This window comes from Streptomyces sp. NBC_00454, from assembly GCF_041434015.1.
In the GTDB taxonomy this organism is placed as follows: domain Bacteria; phylum Actinomycetota; class Actinomycetes; order Streptomycetales; family Streptomycetaceae; genus Streptomyces.
On the sequence record NZ_CP107907.1, the window covers coordinates 5,467,524 to 5,482,711 of the forward strand.

Sequence of the window (15,188 nt, forward strand, 5' to 3'; positions counted from 1 at the left end):
CTTAAGCTGGTGACGGACACGCGTGGGCGACGGGCGGACGAAGAGACGAAGAGGGGTACCGGGTGAGTGCGTCAGGCACGGCCGCGGTCGGGCAGGTCGAGCACATGCTGCGCCAGGTGACTCCCGGGCGCTATGAGAGCTACGAGTCACTCCTGCACGCCCTCGCCGAGGGCCGGCTGTGGATGCTGCTCTGGCAAGGGCAGCCCGGCTCCCCGGACGCCCAGTACGGCGGCATGGAGGTCGAGAACCTCGGGTACGCGCCCTGCGTGACCTCCCCGCAGGAGCTGGTCGCCAGCGGCTGGAACCGCGGCTACGAGGTGGTCACCGGCCGGGACATCGCCCGCGCCCTCTACCCGGACCGCTGGGGGCTGTGGCTCAACCCGCACGCCCAGGGCGGCGGCGTCGGCATTCCCTGGGCCGACCTGCGGCGGATCGCCACCGGCCTGGAGCGGATGCCCGCCGGGCCGCTGCGGCTGTCCGAGCCCGCCATCGAGCTCCCGCAGTTCTACGGGCTGCTCACGCAGCACGCGCACCGCACGCCCGCCGTGCGCTCGCTGCGCCGCGCCTGGGTGCAGCCCGCGCTCGGGTCCCCGTACCTCGCCGTGGGGCTCGACCTGTACGACGCCTCCGCGCACGCGCTGGAGTCCGTACGGGAAATGATGCGCCAGTCGGTCGGCGTGGTCCCCGAGGGCGTGCCCGTGTGCACGGTCGCGCTCGCCGACGAGCACGACCCCGTCGCGATGTGGCTGCGCGCCCGCACCCGGCCGTTCTACGATCGCGAGGGCCAGGCGCCCGCCTACTGAGACATCGGTATCAAGCCACCTGAGGCCGCACGGAACAGTCGTTCCGCGCGGCCTTTGCGTTGTCCTGATTTCGACCCTGATGTACGCCCAATAGGCATGGTAGTACGCCGAGTTGGGCGCCATGTCCGATTCCGTACCGAACAGACTGTCTTGCTCCGCTGAGGTGGCAGCGAAGTCCGGATAACGGGAACTCGACCCTCACATCACGGTTGCGCATCCATTCACCTGCGGGTCTGGCGGCTGATCGAGCGCCCGATGAAGACTCCCCACCCAAGAGCGGGTCAGTCCTCCAACGGCTGGTTCGCCACGTGAAATTCCTTTGTCGTTTCGCACAGCACCACGTGCACCACCAGCAACGCCTGTACTGCCAGTGCCGCGCTGCTGGGCACACCGCACACCGCACACCGCACTCCGAGCGCCACTCCGCACCAACGCCGCTACAGCGGCGGGCATGGGCCGGCCCACCCGTCGGCCGAGAGGGGTCCCCACCACGATGACGGCACCACTGCATGACACGAGCGCGGAGACACCCGCACCCGTGTCCGTAGCCGACGTCCCAGCCAAGGCCATCGAAGGCCGCTCGCCCGGCCGCATCGCATGGATGCGGCTCAAGCGCGACAAGGTCGCGCTGACGGGCGGCGTGATCGTGATCTTCCTGATCCTGGTGGCGGTCTTCGCCCCGCTGATCGTGAGCCTGCTGGGCCACCCGCCCAACGAGTTCCACGAAGATCTGCTCGACCCGGAATTCGGCACCCCGCTGGGTTCGTTCGGCGGCATCAGCCCCGACTACCTGCTGGGCGTCGAGCCGACCAACGGGCGCGACGTGTTCAGCCGGATCGTCTTCGGCGCGCGCATCTCCCTGGTCGTCGCCTTCCTCGCGGCCTTCGTCTCGGTCGTCCTCGGCAGCCTGCTGGGCGCCCTGGCCGGTTTCCTCGGCGGCTGGGTCGACGGCATCATCAGCCGCACGATGGACCTGCTGCTGGCCTTCCCGCAGCTGCTCTTCACCATCTCGCTGGTCTCCGTGGTCCCCAACTCCCTCTGGGGCTTCACCGGTTCCGGCGTCCGGATGGGCGTGCTGGTCGTCGTCATCGGCTTCTTCGGGTGGCCGTACATCGGCCGCATCGTCCGAGGCCAGACGATCTCGCTGCGCGAACGCGAGTACGTCGAGGCGGCACGCAGCCTCGGGGCCGGCCGCGGCTACATCCTGATCAAGGAGCTGCTGCCGAACCTGGTCGCACCGATCCTCGTCTACACGACGCTGATCATCCCGACCAACATCCTGACGGAGGCGGCCCTCAGCTTCCTCGGTGCCGGCGTCAAGCCGCCCACGGCCTCCTGGGGAAAGATGCTGTCCGACGCCGTCCCCATCTACCAGGACGACCCCATGTACATGGTGGTCCCCGGTATGACGATCTTCATCACCGTCCTGGCGTTCAACCTCTTTGGGGACGGGCTGCGTGACGCACTCGACCCCAAGGGCAGCTGAACCGCTTCAACGATTCACCCACCTATGGAGGTTGGACAACGTGATCCGCAGAAAGCAGGCACTCGCGATCACCGCCGTGGTCGCTGCCCTGTCGGTGTCGGCCGTGGCGTGCACCAAGGCCGACGACAAGAAGCCCACTGACAAGGCGCCGGCCGCGAGCGGCTTCAACGCCGCGACCACGGCGGTCGTCAACCCGTCGACCACCAAGGGCGGAGAGCTCAAGCTCTGGTCCCCGCAGGACGTCGACTACCTCGACCCGGCGCGCGCCTACTACGGCTTCGTCTGGAACCTGCAGCGCCTCTACATACGCCAGCTGTTCGCGTACGACAGCAAGCCTGGCGCGGCGGGCACCAAGCTGGTCCCGGACCTCGCCGCGGCCGACCCGGTCCTGAGCAACGACGGCAAGACCTACACCGTCAAGATCAAGGACGGCGTGAAGTTCGAGGACGGCACGCCGATCACCTCGAAGGACTTCAAGTACGGCATCGAGCGCGTCTTCGCGCAGGACGTGCTGTCCGGTGGTCCCACGTACCTGATCGACATCCTCGACCAGGGCCAGAAGTACCCCGGCCCGTACAAGGACACCGACCCCAACAAGATGGGTCTGAAGTCCGTCGAGACGCCGGACGACAAGACGATCGTCTTCAACCTGGCGAGCGCCAACTCCGACTTCAAGTACCTGCTGGCCATGCCCTCCTCCTCCCCGGTCCCGGCCGGCAAGGACACGGGCGCCACCTACACCAACAAGCCGGTCTCCACCGGTCCTTACAAGGTGTCGGAGTTCACGGCGAGCAAGGGCGCGACCTTCGTCCGCAACGAGAACTGGGACCCGAAGACGGACACGATCCGTACGGGCCTGCCGGACTCGGTCTCCTTCACGGTGACCACCAACCCGGACGACATGGACGCGCGTCTGCTCTCCGGTGACATCGACCTCGCGGTCGACGGCACGGGCATGCAGGCGGCCGGCAAGAACAAGGCGCTCAAGGACGAGGCGCTGAAGGCCAACGCGGACAACCCGTTCACGGGCTACATCCGCTACTTCGCCTTCCCGACGACCGTCGCCCCGTTCGACAACATCGAGTGCCGCAAGGCCGTCATCTACGCGGCCGACCCCAAGTCCCTGCAGACGGCCCGAGGCGGCCCGACCAGCGGTGACCTCGGTGCGAACATGCTGCCGCCCGGCATCCCCGGCGCGGACAAGAAGTACGACCCGTACAACCTGACCAAGGGCGAGCCGCAGCTCGACAAGGCCAAGGAAGCCCTCAAGGCCTGTAACAAGCCCGACGGCTTCACCACCACCATCGCGGTCCGCAACAACCGCGCCCCCGAGGTCAAGACCGCCGAGTCCCTGCAGGCGGCCCTCGACAAGGTCGGCATCAAGGCCACGATCGACCAGTACGACGGCAAGCTCTCCTCTTCCGTCATCGGTTCGCCGGAGAACGTGAAGACCAAGGGCTACGGCATCATCGTGATGGGCTGGGGTGCCGACTACAACTCCGGCTCCGGCTTCCTGCAGCCGCTGGTCGACGGGTCGTTCATCCTGCCGAACGGCAACAACAACTACACCATGATCAACGACCCTGAGATCAACGGGCTGTTCAAGACCGCCGCTGCCGCTGCCACCCCGGAAGCCGCTGCGCCGTTCTACACCCAGATCAACCAGAAGATCATGGAGAAGGCCCTCTACCTGCCGATCAACTTCGACAAGGCCTTCGTCTACCACAACCCGCGCCTGACCAACGTCTACTTCAACGACTCGATGGGCAAGATCGACCTTGCCACCATCGGCGTCATGAAGTAGTCGGAGCCGCCGCAAGGTCCGGGCCGCCCGATCACTCGGGCGGCCCGGACCCCCGGCTCGTCAGACACAGCTGGTTACGCCTTCACCGCACATGCGCTAGTCCGAAGGGCAGGTGAAGGCCGCAGGCGGCGGCTGTCGTCCCCACAAGGGGCGGCGGCCGTCAGCCCGAGCGGCCGACTGCAGTGCTCGTCTACCTCATACGGCGACTTTTCAACGTCGTCGCAACGCTGCTGGTGGTCTCCGCGGTCACTTTCGGCATCTTCTTCGCGGTCCCGAAGCTGACCGGCAGCGACCCGGCGCTCATGTATGCCGGACGCGAGACCAACGCGACCGCCCTGGCGGGCATCCGGGTCAAGATGGGCTTCGACAAGCCCATCTCCGAGCAGTACCTGATCTTCATCAAGGGCATCTTCACCGGCCGCGACTACGACGCCGGCGTAGAGATCACACACTGCCCGGCGCCGTGCTTCGGATACTCCTTCAAGACCGAGGTCCCGGTCTGGGACACCATGGTCGACCGCATGCCGGTCACCCTCTCGCTCGCCCTCGGGGCGGCCGTGATCTGGGTGATCGCGGGTGTGGCCACCGGCGTGATCTCCGCGCTCAGACGCCGGACCGCCGTCGACCGCACCGTGATGGTCGGCGCGCTCGCCGGCGTCTCCCTGCCGATCTTCTTCACCGGCATGGTGGCCCCCGCGATCTTCGTCTACAGCCTCGGCTGGCTGGACGTCTCCAACTACAAACCGCTCACCGAGGATCCGGTGGCCTGGCTCAACTCACTGATCCTGCCCTGGGTGACCCTGGCCTTCCTCTTCGCCGCCACCTACGCCCGCATCACCCGCGCCACGATGCTGGAAGTGCTCGGCGAGGACTACATCCGCACCGCCCGCGCCAAGGGCCTCAAGGAGGGCGTGGTCATCCGCAAGCACGCCCTGCGCTCCACCCTCACCCCGGTCGTCACGATGTTCGGCCTCGACCTCGGCGGACTCCTCGGCGGCGCGGTGCTCACCGAGACGACCTTCAACTTCCAGGGTCTGGGGACGGCCGCCGTCGCCGCCATCGGCGCGGGCGACCTCCCGGTCATCATGGGTGTCACCCTGCTCGCCGCGCTCTTCGTGGTGATGGCCAACCTGATCGTGGACCTGCTGTACGCCGTCATCGACCCGCGCGTGAGGCTGACGTGACCGAGAACCACACCACCACCGAAGCCGACGCGGTATCCGCGACCGCCCCTGCCGCCGGCCCCGCCTTCGTGCCCGAGCAGGGCGGGGTGCGGGACCGGGCCTTCCTCTCGGTGCGCGACCTCAAGGTGCACTTCCCGACCGACGACGGCCTGGTCAAGTCCGTGGACGGGCTCTCCTTCGACCTGGAGCGCGGCAAGACCCTCGGCATCGTCGGCGAGTCCGGCTCCGGCAAGTCGGTCACCTCGCTCGCCATCATGGGCCTGCACCGCACCGGGCACGTCCGCAACCGCCCGCAGATCTCGGGCGAGGTCGTCCTCGACGGCGAGGACCTCGTCCAGGCCGACGCGGACCACGTACGCACCCTGCGCGGGCGCAAGATGGCGATGGTCTTCCAGGACCCGCTGTCCGCGATGCACCCGTACTACTCGGTCGGCAAGCAGATCATCGAGGCCTACCGGACCCACCAGGACGTGGACAAGAAGACCGCGCGCAAGCGGGCCATCGAGATGCTCGACCGCGTGGGCATCCCGGAGCCGCACCAGCGCGTGGACTCGTACCCCCACGAGTTCTCCGGCGGCATGCGCCAGCGCGCGATGATCGCGATGTCGCTGGTCAACAACCCCGAACTGCTCATCGCCGACGAGCCGACCACCGCCCTGGACGTCACCGTCCAGGCGCAGATCCTGGACCTGATCCGGGACCTGCAGCGGGAGTTCGGCTCCGCGGTCATCATGATCACGCACGACCTCGGCGTGGTCGCCGAGATGGCCGACGACATCCTCGTGATGTACGGCGGCCGGTGCGTCGAGCGCGGCAGCGCCGAGAAGATCTTCTACGAGCCCCGGCACCCCTACACCTGGGGCCTGCTCGGCTCGATGCCGCGCATCGACCGCGACCAGACCGAACGCCTCATCCCGGTCAAGGGTTCGCCGCCCAGCCTCATCAACATCCCCAGCGGCTGTGCCTTCCACCCGCGCTGCCCCTACGCCGACCTTCCCAAGGGCGGCATCACCCGTACCCAGCGGCCCGAGCTGGCCCTGGTCGACGGATCCGCGGAGGGCGACGGCCGGCACTGGGCCGCCTGCCACCTCTCCCCGGAGCAGCGGAACCGGATCTGGACCGAAGAGATTGCGCCGAAGCTGTGACCGATAAGAAGAAGACGGGCGAGACGGGCGCGGCCGCCGGAACGCTGCCCGCACAGGCGGCGGATTCCCCCGAACCGCTGCTGAGGGTGACCGGCCTGGTCAAGCACTTCCCGATCACCAAGGGGCTGCTGCGCCGCCAGGTCGGGGCCGTGAAGGCCGTCGACGGGATCGACTTCGAGGTCTACCCCGGCGAAACCCTCGGCATCGTCGGCGAGTCCGGCTGCGGCAAGTCCACCATGGGCCGGCTGATCACCCGGCTGCTCGAACCGACCGGCGGCAAGGTCGAGTTCGAGGGCAAGGACATCACGCACCTGAGCGTCGGCGGGATGCGCCCGCTGCGCCGCGACGTGCAGATGATCTTCCAGGACCCGTACGGCTCGCTGAACCCGCGCCACACGGTGGGCACCATCGTCGGAGCCCCGTTCAAGCTCCAGGGCGTCCAGCCCGAGGGCGGCCTCAAGGCGGAGGTGCAGCGCCTCCTCTCGCTGGTGGGCCTCAACCCGGAGCACTACAACCGCTACCCGCACGAGTTCTCCGGCGGCCAGCGTCAGCGCATCGGCATCGCCCGCGCGCTGGCCCTGAAGCCGAAGCTGGTCGTCGCGGACGAGCCGGTGTCGGCGCTGGACGTGTCGATCCAGGCCCAGGTGGTCAACCTGCTGGACGACCTCCAGCAGGAGCTCGGCCTCACGTACGTGATCATCGCGCACGACCTGTCGGTCATCCGGCACGTCTCCGACCGCATCGCGGTCATGTACCTGGGCAAGATCGTCGAGCTCGCCGACCGCAAGTCCCTGTACGAGGCGCCCATGCACCCGTACACGACCGCGCTGATGTCGGCCGTGCCGGTGCCGGACCCGAGGCGGCGCGGGGCCAAGAGCGGCCGCATCCTGCTCAAGGGCGACGTGCCGTCCCCGATCTCCCCGCCGGCCGGCTGCCGCTTCCACACGCGCTGCTGGAAGGCGACCCAGATCTGCACGACGCAGGAACCCCCGCTGGTCGCCCTCAAGACCGGCCACCAGGTCGCCTGCCACCACCCGGAGAACGCCCCCGACCAGGCCCCGGGCGACCCGGCCCTGCCGGGCGCGGCCGAGGCGGTCGTCACGGTCTCGGAGTGAGGCCGACCCGGCGGGGCTGTTCGCGGCCCCGCCGGGTACATCCAGCCCCGCCGGCGTTTGAGGCGCGGGGGCTCGGGGGCAGAGCCCCCGCAACGGGGCCGCACCCGGCCGCGATGCACCACCCCGCAGGGGTGTGACCGGCCCGGGCCGGGTCCCGGAGCCACCCCCGGGTCCGGGGGCAACCCCACCCGTTCAGGCACGCCGCCAGGCGACCGGCAGAATGGGCCCGTGCTCCACGATCTCTTCCCGCCCGGAATCCAGCACGGCCTGGACCTCGCGGGCATCTTCGTCTTCGCGACGGCCGGCGCCCTGCTCGCCGTACGCAAGAACTTCGACGTCTTCGGCATCGTCGTCCTCGCGCTCGTCACCGCCCTCGGTGGCGGTCTCTTCCGCGACATCGTCATCGGCGCCACCCCCGCCGCCGCCTTCGGTGACCTCGGCTTCTTCGTCACCCCGCTGATCGCCGCCGCGATCGTGTTCTTCCTGCATCCCGAGGTCCAGCGCATCAACCGCGCCATCAACGTCTTCGACGCGGCCGGCCTCGGGCTGTTCTGCGTGACGGGCACGACGAAGGCGTACGAGTACGGCCTCGGCCTCACCGCGTCCGCCGCGCTCGGTCTGGCGACGGCCGTCGGCGGGGGCGTCCTGCGTGACGTACTGGTCAACGAGGTGCCTTCGCTGCTGCGCGACCGCGAGATGTACGCCGTCCCGGCCATCATCGGTGCCTCGATGGTGGCCCTCTTCATCAGCTTCGACGCCCTGAACGCCGTCACCACGGGCCTGGCGATCGTCACCACCTTCGTGCTGCGGCTGCTGGCGATCCGCTACCACTGGCGCGCCCCGCTCGCCTGGAACCGCCGCTCGGCGGTGGCGGAGGAGCCGTAGGCCGTCTCTTTCGGATCCTGCCGCGCCCGGTGTCCGGCCGTGACAGGGCCGCAACGCAGAAAAGCTACCGCTTAGTATTAGGCCCGTTGTACCGTCGTTCCATGTCACACGCAGCTGCCAAGGCCTCCATCGGAGACAGCGAGTTCGACCGCGACACGGCCGTCACCGCCCGCGCGGGCGACGACGGGGTGTACGACGCGGACCTCTCCGCCGGATGGACGATCATCACGGCCGTCAACGGCGGCTACCTCCTGGCCCTCGTCGGCCGCGCCCTGTCGGCGGCCCTGCCGCACCCGGACCCGTTCACGGTCTCCGCGCACTACCTGACCTCGTCGGTGCCCGGCCCCGCCGTGATCCGCACCGAGGTCGTACGCCTGGGCAACTCGCTCTCCACCGGCCAGGCCTCCCTCTTCCAGTACGACGAGAGCGGCGCCGAGATCGAGCGCCTGCGCGTGGTGGCCTCGTACGGGGACCTCTCCGAGCTCCCGGACGCCGTGCACACCACCGCCCTCCCGCCCGCCATGCCCGGCTACGAGGACTGCCTCGGTCCCGAGGCCGGCCCGGCCCCGATCCCCGGCAGCTCCGCCATCGTCGACCGGCTCCGGCTGCGGCTGGACCCCGCGACGGCCGGCTGGGCCCTCGGACAGCCCTCGGGCAAGGGCGAGATGCGGGCCTGGTTCGAGCTCGCCGACGGACGGGACGCGGACCCGATCTCCCTGCTCCTCGCGGTGGACGCGCTCCCGCCCACCTCCTTCGACCTGGGACTCCTCGGCTGGACCCCCACGGTGGAACTCACCGCCCACGTCCGCGCCCGCCCGGCCCCCGGCCCGATCCGCGTGGCCATCACCACCCGCAACCTCGCGGGCGGCTTCCTCGAAGAGGACGCGGAGGTCTGGGACTCGTCGAACCGCCTGGTGGCCCAGTCCCGCCAGCTGGCCCGCGCCCCGAGGGTCGCTCCGCGCTCCTGACACCGGACGGCCCGGCCACGGCTCCCCGGGGGACCCGCTGGGAGCTCCCGGGAATCCGTAGGCATCCCGTAAGGTCCCGGCGGGGCAATCCGCGGCACGGGGCCTCGTAGAATCGGGGGATCATGGCCTACCTCGACCACGCCGCCACCACTCCGATGCTCCCGGAGGCCGCTGCGGCGATGACCGCGCAGTTCGGCGTCACCGGCAACGCGTCCTCCCTGCACGCCGCCGGCCGCCGCGCCCGCCGCACCGTCGAGGAGGCCCGCGAGGCCCTCGCCGAGGCCCTCGGGGCCCGCCCGAGCGAGGTGGTGTTCACCGCGGGCGGTACCGAGGCCGACAACCTCGCCGTCAAGGGCCTCTACTGGGCCCGCCGCGACGCCGACCCCGCCCGGACCCGGATCCTCGCCAGCCCCGTGGAGCACCACGCCGTCCTCGACGCCGTGCACTGGCTCGCGGAGCACGAAGGGGCCCGGGTCGAGTACCTCCCCGTCGACCGCTACGGCCGCGTGCACCCCGAGGCCTTCCGCGAGGCCGTCGAACGCAACCCCGACGACGTGGCCCTCGCCACCGTCATGTGGGCCAACAACGAGATCGGCACCGTCATGCCGGTCGCCGAACTCGCCGCCATCGCCCGCGAATCCGGCATCCCGCTGCACTCCGACGCCGTCCAGGCCTTCGGCCAGCTCGACGTCCGCTTCGGCGAGTCCGGGCTCGCCGCCATGACCGTCAGCGGCCACAAGGTCGGCGGACCCTACGGGATCGGCGCGCTGCTCCTGGGCCGCGACCAGAGCCCCGTACCCGTCCTGCACGGCGGCGGCCAGGAGCGGCACGTCCGCTCCGGCACCCTCGACGTGCCGGCCGTCGCCGCCTTCGCGGTGGCCGCCGTACTCGCCGCCGAGCGGCGCGAGCGCTTCGCCGCCGAGATCGGCGCGCTGCGCGACGGACTCGTCGCCGCCGTGCTCCGGGAGGTCCCCGACGCGGTCCTCGGAGGCGACCCGGCCGGCCGGCTCCCCGCCAACGCCCACTTCAGCTTCCCCGGCTGCGAGGGCGACTCCCTGCTCCTCCTCCTCGACGCCCAGGGCATCGAGTGCTCCACCGGCTCCGCCTGCACGGCGGGCGTGGCGCAGCCCAGCCACGTCCTGCTGGCCACCGGCACGGACCCGCAGCTGGCCCGCGGCACCCTGCGCTTCTCCCTCGGCCACACCTCCACCCGGGCCGACGTCGACGCGGTCGCCGCCGCCATCGGCCCGGCCGTGGCCCGAGCCCGCACGGCGGGACTGAGCTAGCGGCGGGCAGGCCGACGCAGGCCGGACCCAGGTCAGGCCCAGGCCTGACCCGGCCCGGCCCGGCCGGTCACGAGGCCAGGGCGGCCCCGACGAGGCGGATGTAGCGGTTCCAGTCCCAGTGGGGGCCCGGATCCGTGTGGTCGGTGCCCGGGACCTGGGAGTGGCCCAGGAAGTGTTTGCGGTCGGCCGGTATGTCGTACCTCCGGCAGATGTCGGCTGCCAGTCGCGCCGAAGCCTCGTACATCGCGTCGGTGAAGTCCTGCGGCCGGTCGACGAAGCCGACGTGCTCGATGCCGATGCTGCGCTCGTTCATGGAGCGGTTGCCGGAGTGGAAGGCGACATCGAGCTCGCGCACCATCTGCTCTATGTGGCCGTCCTGGCCGACTATGTAGTGGGCCGACGCCTTGTGGAACGGATTCTTGAAGGCGTCCACCGAGGACCCGAAGCTGCCCTGTGTGACATGCACGACGATCCGGTCCACCCGGTAGTCGGCGGGCCGGTCCGCGAGCCGCCAGTTCGCCGGCGAGGCCGCCGTCCAGGAGGCTCCCGCGTGATCCAGCGCGCCTTCCTGGCGCGGCTTGGACACCCCCGGCACCAGCCACCAGGCCCGCCCGATCTCCTCGCGCCCGGCGACCGCCGCCACCGCGAAGATCCCCAGCCCGCCGAAGAGCACCGCCCTGCGCGAACGCCCGGGCCGTTCGCTCCCCGTTTTGGCCGAGCTCCCCGCCTTCCCCGAGCCCCCTGCGGTCCCCTTGCCTGCCTTGTTGCCCTTGTTCCCCATGGTGATCCACCCCCCAGAGCCGATAACGCGCTGTGACCCGGCGCGGTTCCCCGTACCCTGGACGGTGCTATGACTGAGAACCTGCCGAGCAGCACCCGCCCCCTTCGCGTCCTGGCCGCCATGTCCGGCGGCGTGGACTCCGCCGTCGCCGCCGCCCGCGCGGTCGAAGCCGGGCACGACGTGACCGGTGTCCACCTCGCGCTCTCCGCGAACCCGCAGTCCTTCCGGACCGGGGCCCGCGGCTGTTGCACGATCGAGGACTCCCGCGACGCCCGCCGCGCCGCCGACGTCATCGGCATCCCCTTCTACGTCTGGGACCTCGCCGAGCGCTTCCGCGAGGACGTCGTCGAGGACTTCATCGCCGAGTACGAGGCCGGTCGCACCCCGAACCCGTGCCTGCGCTGCAACGAGAAGATCAAGTTCGCGGCGCTGCTCGACAAGGCCCTGGCCCTCGGCTTCGACGCCGTCTGCACCGGCCACTACGCCACCGTCGTCCTGACCGAGGACGGTGCGCGCGAGCTGCACCGCGCCTCCGACATGGCCAAGGACCAGTCGTACGTCCTCGGCGTCCTCGACGAGAAGCAGCTCGCCCACGCGCTCTTCCCGCTCGGCGACACCCTCACCACCAAGGAAGAGATCCGCGCCGAGGCCGAGGCGCGGGGCCTGGCCGTCGCGAAGAAGCCCGACAGCCACGACATCTGCTTCATCGCCGACGGCGACACCCAGGGCTTCCTCGCCGGCCGCCTCGGCAAGGCCGAGGGCGACATCGTCGACGAGGCCACCGGCGAGAAGGTCGGCACCCACGAGGGCGCCTTCGGGTTCACCATCGGCCAGCGCAAGGGCCTGCGGATCGGCCACCCGGCCCCCGACGGCAAGCCGCGCTACGTCCTCGACATCTCCCCGGTGAACAACACCGTCACCGTGGGCCCCGTAGAGGCCCTCGACGTCACGGCCCTCACGGCGATCCGCCCGCGCTGGTGCGGCTCCACGGCCGCCGCCCCGGGCACGTACACCGCGCAGCTGCGCGCCCACGGCGGCGAGACCGAGGTCTTCGCCGAAATGGTCGACGGCGAACTGCGGGTCTCCTTCACGGAGCCGGTGCGCGGCGTGGCCCCCGGCCAGGCGATCGTCCTCTACGACGGCACGCGCGTGGTCGGCTCCGCGACCATCGCGACGACCACCCGGGCAACGGCCGCCGCGGTCTGAGGCGGGGGTCAGACCACCGTCAGGACGATCTTGCCGGTGGTGCGGCCCCGCTCGCCGATCTCGTGGGCCTTCGCGGCGTCGGCCAGCGGGAGCACCGCGTCGATGAACGGGCGCAGCTTGCCCTCCTCCACCAGGGCCGCGATCTCCACCAGGCCCCGGAAGTCCGGCTCGACCAGGGTCCAGCCGGTGTGGACGCCCGCCGCGTCCGCCGGGACGTCGTCCGGGGTGGGCAGGGTCACCAGGTGCCCGCCGGGCTTGAGGACCTTCAGCGAGCGCTCGCCGGTCTCGCCGCCGAGCGCGTCGATCACCACGTCCACGTCCGACACCACCTCGGTGAAGTCGGTCGAGCGGTAGTCGATCAGCTCGTCGGCGCCCAGCTCGCGCAGCAGGCCGTGCTTGGCCGCGCTCGCCGTGCCGATGACGTACGCGCCGCGCGCCTTGGCGATCTGCACCGCGAAGTGGCCGACGCCGCCCGCCGCCGCGTGGACCAGCACCCGCTGGCCGGGGGTGATCGCGGCCGTGTCCACCAGCGCCTGCCAGGCGGTCAGCGCCGCCAGGGGCAGGGCGGCCGCCTGTACGTGGTCGAGCGAGGCGGGCTTGCGGGCGAAGTGCCGGGCCGGTCCCACCACGTACTCGGCGTAGCCGCCCGCCTGGCGGGGGAAGCTCGGCATCCCGTACACCTCGTCGCCCGGGCTGTACAGGGTCACGCCGGGGCCGACCGCCTCGACGGTGCCGGAGACGTCCCAGCCCACGATCGGGACCTCGTCCCAGGCGATCAGGGCGCCGCTGGCCCGGGTCTTCCAGTCGACCGGGTTCACTCCGGCCGCGTGGACGCGCACCAGGATCTCGCTCAGGCCCGGCTCGGGCCGCTCGATCTCCCGCTCGACCAGGGTTTCGGGGCCGCCCCACTCGCTCACGACCATGGCGCGCATGTTGTTCTCCTCAATCCGTCCGACTGCTCCGAAACCGGAGTGTTCTCCGGTGACGTGTCCCAGATTCGGTCACCGTGGCCCCCATCGGTGTTGGCCGTCTGGCCACTATGTGACAGGATTTGGCCATGAGTGAGCTGCGAGCGGAACGGACGCCACCGGCCGGGGCGCCCCGGGGGAGCGGCGAGGGCGGCAGGCACCTGGTCGCGGTGCTCGCCCTGCCCGGATTCCCGCCGTTCGAGCTGGGAATCCCCTCCCGGGTCTTCGGCAGCGCCGTGGACGAGTCCGGCGAGGCCCTGTACGAGGTCGTCGTCTGCACCGCCGACGGCGGCCCCGTGCCCAGCGACTCCGGCTTCGTCCTCCAGCCTGCCGCCGGGCCCGAGGCCCTCGCCGCCGCCGACACGGTGATCGTCCCGCCCACCCACGCCATGCCCGAGCTGGTCCTCGGCGGTCCGCTGCCGCCCGAGGTCGCGGCCGCCATCGCCGGCATCCGCCCCGGCGCCCGCCTGGTCTCGATCTGCACCGGCTCCTACGTGCTCGCCGCCGCCGGGCTCCTCGACGGCCGCCCCGCGACCACGCACTGGAACCTCGCCCCCGAGTTCCGCCGGGCCTACCCCCGGGTCCGCGTCGACGAGGACGTCCTCTTCGTCGACGACGGCGACGTCCTGACCTCCGCCGGGGTCTCGGCCGGGGTCGACCTGTGCCTGCACCTGATCCGCCGCGACCACGGCGTCGCCGTCACCAACCGGGCCGCCCGCATGTGCGTCGTACCGCCCTGGCGGGACGGCGGCCAGGCCCAGTACATCGACCGCCCGGTCCCCGAACCCACCGTCGCCACGACCACCGCCACCCGTGCCTGGGCCCTGGAGCGCCTCGCCGAGCCGATCGCCCTGGCCGAGCTGGCCGCCCACGCCCGGATGAGCCTGCGCACCTTCACCCGGCGCTTCCGCGACGAGGTGGGCATGACCCCGGTGCAGTGGCTCACCGCCCAACGCCTCGAAATCGCCCGCAACTTGCTGGAGTCCAGCGACCTCCCCGTCGACCTGGTCGCCCACCGCTCCGGCTTCGGCTCCGCCAACTCCCTGCGCCAGCACATGCGTTCCGCCCTCGGCATCTCCCCGATCGGCTACCGCCGCACCTTCCGCATGACCCCGGAGGTAATCGACCGCGCGGCGGCCGGCTGACAGGCTCGTTCCAACGGCCCGGAACACCGGGTCCCCGGACCGGGAGACGAACATGACCGCGTACGCCATCGGACACCTGCGCCCCGAGACCATGAACGAAGAGATCCTGCACTACATGGGCGTGGTCCAGTCGACGATGGACCCCTTCGAAGGCCGGTTCCTCGTGCACGGCAAGCAGGTCGAGGTCATGGAGGGCCCCTTCCCCGGCTCGGTCGTCGTGATCGCCTTCCCGGACATCGAGAGCGCCCGCGCCTGGTACGCCTCCGACGCCTACCAGGCGATCCTCCCGGAGCGCACCCGCCACATAGCGGGCGAGGTCGTCCTGGTCGAGGGCGTCGCCCCCGACTACGACGCTTCGGCGACGGCCGACCGCCTCCGCGAAGCCGCCGGCCTCTGAAAGGGCCCGGGGCCG

At 70.8% G+C, this 15,188-nt stretch carries 14 protein-coding genes; 12 read left to right on the forward strand and 2 right to left on the reverse strand.

The features are described 5' to 3' along the window. Nucleotides 1-62 precede the first annotated feature (62 nt). The 9 genes from OHU74_RS25390 to OHU74_RS25430 all read left to right on the forward strand — a co-directional run bounded on the left by OHU74_RS25390 (nt 63) and on the right by OHU74_RS25430 (nt 10,676). Nucleotides 63-803 carry an enhanced serine sensitivity protein SseB C-terminal domain-containing protein gene (locus OHU74_RS25390; RefSeq protein WP_371618013.1) on the forward strand — a complete coding sequence of 247 codons (741 nt, stop codon included), beginning with the start codon at nt 63-65 and terminating at the stop codon, nt 801-803. A 493-nt stretch (nt 804-1,296) separates the two neighbouring features. Continuing rightward, a complete protein-coding gene (locus OHU74_RS25395; RefSeq protein WP_371618014.1) occupies nt 1,297-2,289 on the forward strand; it encodes an ABC transporter permease in 993 nt (330 codons plus the stop codon). Between the two features lie 31 nt (nt 2,290-2,320). Beyond that, nucleotides 2,321-4,093, forward strand: coding sequence for an ABC transporter substrate-binding protein (locus OHU74_RS25400; RefSeq protein ID WP_371618015.1), 1,773 nt, complete (start codon nt 2,321-2,323; stop codon nt 4,091-4,093). A gap of 182 nt (nt 4,094-4,275) precedes the next feature. Then, nucleotides 4,276-5,277 (forward strand): ABC transporter permease, encoded by a 1,002-nt coding sequence (locus tag OHU74_RS25405; RefSeq protein ID WP_371618016.1) that lies wholly within the window; start codon nt 4,276-4,278, stop codon nt 5,275-5,277. A 68-nt stretch (nt 5,278-5,345) separates the two neighbouring features. After that, nucleotides 5,346-6,422 (forward strand): ABC transporter ATP-binding protein, encoded by a 1,077-nt coding sequence (locus OHU74_RS25410; protein ID WP_371619807.1) that lies wholly within the window; start codon nt 5,346-5,348, stop codon nt 6,420-6,422. Next, a complete protein-coding gene (locus OHU74_RS25415) occupies nt 6,419-7,537 on the forward strand; it encodes an ABC transporter ATP-binding protein (protein ID WP_371618017.1) in 1,119 nt (372 codons plus the stop codon). The genes OHU74_RS25410 and OHU74_RS25415 overlap by 4 nt, the downstream gene beginning before the upstream one ends. Nucleotides 7,538-7,765: 228 nt before the next feature. Then, nucleotides 7,766-8,422 (forward strand): trimeric intracellular cation channel family protein, encoded by a 657-nt coding sequence (locus OHU74_RS25420; protein WP_330298695.1) that lies wholly within the window; start codon nt 7,766-7,768, stop codon nt 8,420-8,422. A gap of 101 nt (nt 8,423-8,523) precedes the next feature. Continuing rightward, nucleotides 8,524-9,390 carry a thioesterase family protein gene (locus OHU74_RS25425; RefSeq protein WP_371618018.1) on the forward strand — a complete coding sequence of 289 codons (867 nt, stop codon included), beginning with the start codon at nt 8,524-8,526 and terminating at the stop codon, nt 9,388-9,390. A 122-nt stretch (nt 9,391-9,512) separates the two neighbouring features. Next, nucleotides 9,513-10,676: a cysteine desulfurase family protein gene (locus tag OHU74_RS25430; RefSeq protein WP_371618019.1), complete on the forward strand. Its 1,164-nt coding sequence runs from the start codon at nt 9,513-9,515 to the stop codon at nt 10,674-10,676. A 67-nt stretch (nt 10,677-10,743) separates the two neighbouring features. Here the strand turns inward: OHU74_RS25430 and OHU74_RS25435 are convergent, their stop codons facing one another. Beyond that, on the reverse strand, nt 10,744-11,457 hold the full coding sequence (locus OHU74_RS25435; protein ID WP_371618020.1) for an N-acetylmuramoyl-L-alanine amidase: 714 nt from the start codon (nt 11,455-11,457) through the stop codon (nt 10,744-10,746). A 69-nt stretch (nt 11,458-11,526) separates the two neighbouring features. On the opposite strand from OHU74_RS25435, the gene mnmA reads away from it, so the two are divergent. Then, a complete protein-coding gene (gene mnmA, locus OHU74_RS25440) occupies nt 11,527-12,663 on the forward strand; it encodes a tRNA 2-thiouridine(34) synthase MnmA (RefSeq protein ID WP_371618021.1) in 1,137 nt (378 codons plus the stop codon). A gap of 8 nt (nt 12,664-12,671) precedes the next feature. On the opposite strand, the gene OHU74_RS25445 is transcribed toward mnmA, so the two are convergent. Beyond that, on the reverse strand, nt 12,672-13,595 hold the full coding sequence (locus OHU74_RS25445; protein WP_371618022.1) for an NADP-dependent oxidoreductase: 924 nt from the start codon (nt 13,593-13,595) through the stop codon (nt 12,672-12,674). A gap of 125 nt (nt 13,596-13,720) precedes the next feature. Between OHU74_RS25445 and OHU74_RS25450 the strand changes: the two genes are divergently transcribed. Continuing rightward, nucleotides 13,721-14,776, forward strand: a complete 1,056-nt coding sequence (locus OHU74_RS25450; RefSeq protein ID WP_371618023.1) for a GlxA family transcriptional regulator — start codon at nt 13,721-13,723, stop codon at nt 14,774-14,776. Nucleotides 14,777-14,828: 52 nt separating this feature from the next. After that, a complete protein-coding gene (locus tag OHU74_RS25455) occupies nt 14,829-15,173 on the forward strand; it encodes a DUF1330 domain-containing protein (protein ID WP_371618024.1) in 345 nt (114 codons plus the stop codon). Nucleotides 15,174-15,188: the final 15 nt, after the last annotated feature.

Excerpts from the sequence above, each read along its gene's own strand:
- mnmA (WP_371618021.1), top strand. The coding sequence starts at position 11,527 with ATGACTGAGAACCTGCCGAGCAGCACCCGCCCCCTTCGCGTCCTGGCC.
- OHU74_RS25425 (WP_371618018.1), top strand. The coding sequence starts at position 8,524 with ATGTCACACGCAGCTGCCAAGGCCTCCATCGGAGACAGCGAGTTCGAC.
- OHU74_RS25430 (WP_371618019.1), top strand. The coding sequence starts at position 9,513 with ATGGCCTACCTCGACCACGCCGCCACCACTCCGATGCTCCCGGAGGCC.
- OHU74_RS25455 (WP_371618024.1), top strand. The coding sequence starts at position 14,829 with ATGACCGCGTACGCCATCGGACACCTGCGCCCCGAGACCATGAACGAA.
- OHU74_RS25450 (WP_371618023.1), top strand. The coding sequence starts at position 13,721 with ATGAGTGAGCTGCGAGCGGAACGGACGCCACCGGCCGGGGCGCCCCGG.
- OHU74_RS25395 (WP_371618014.1), top strand. The coding sequence starts at position 1,297 with ATGACGGCACCACTGCATGACACGAGCGCGGAGACACCCGCACCCGTG.
- OHU74_RS25445 (WP_371618022.1), bottom strand. The coding sequence starts at position 13,595 with ATGCGCGCCATGGTCGTGAGCGAGTGGGGCGGCCCCGAAACCCTGGTC.
- OHU74_RS25435 (WP_371618020.1), bottom strand. The coding sequence starts at position 11,457 with ATGGGGAACAAGGGCAACAAGGCAGGCAAGGGGACCGCAGGGGGCTCG.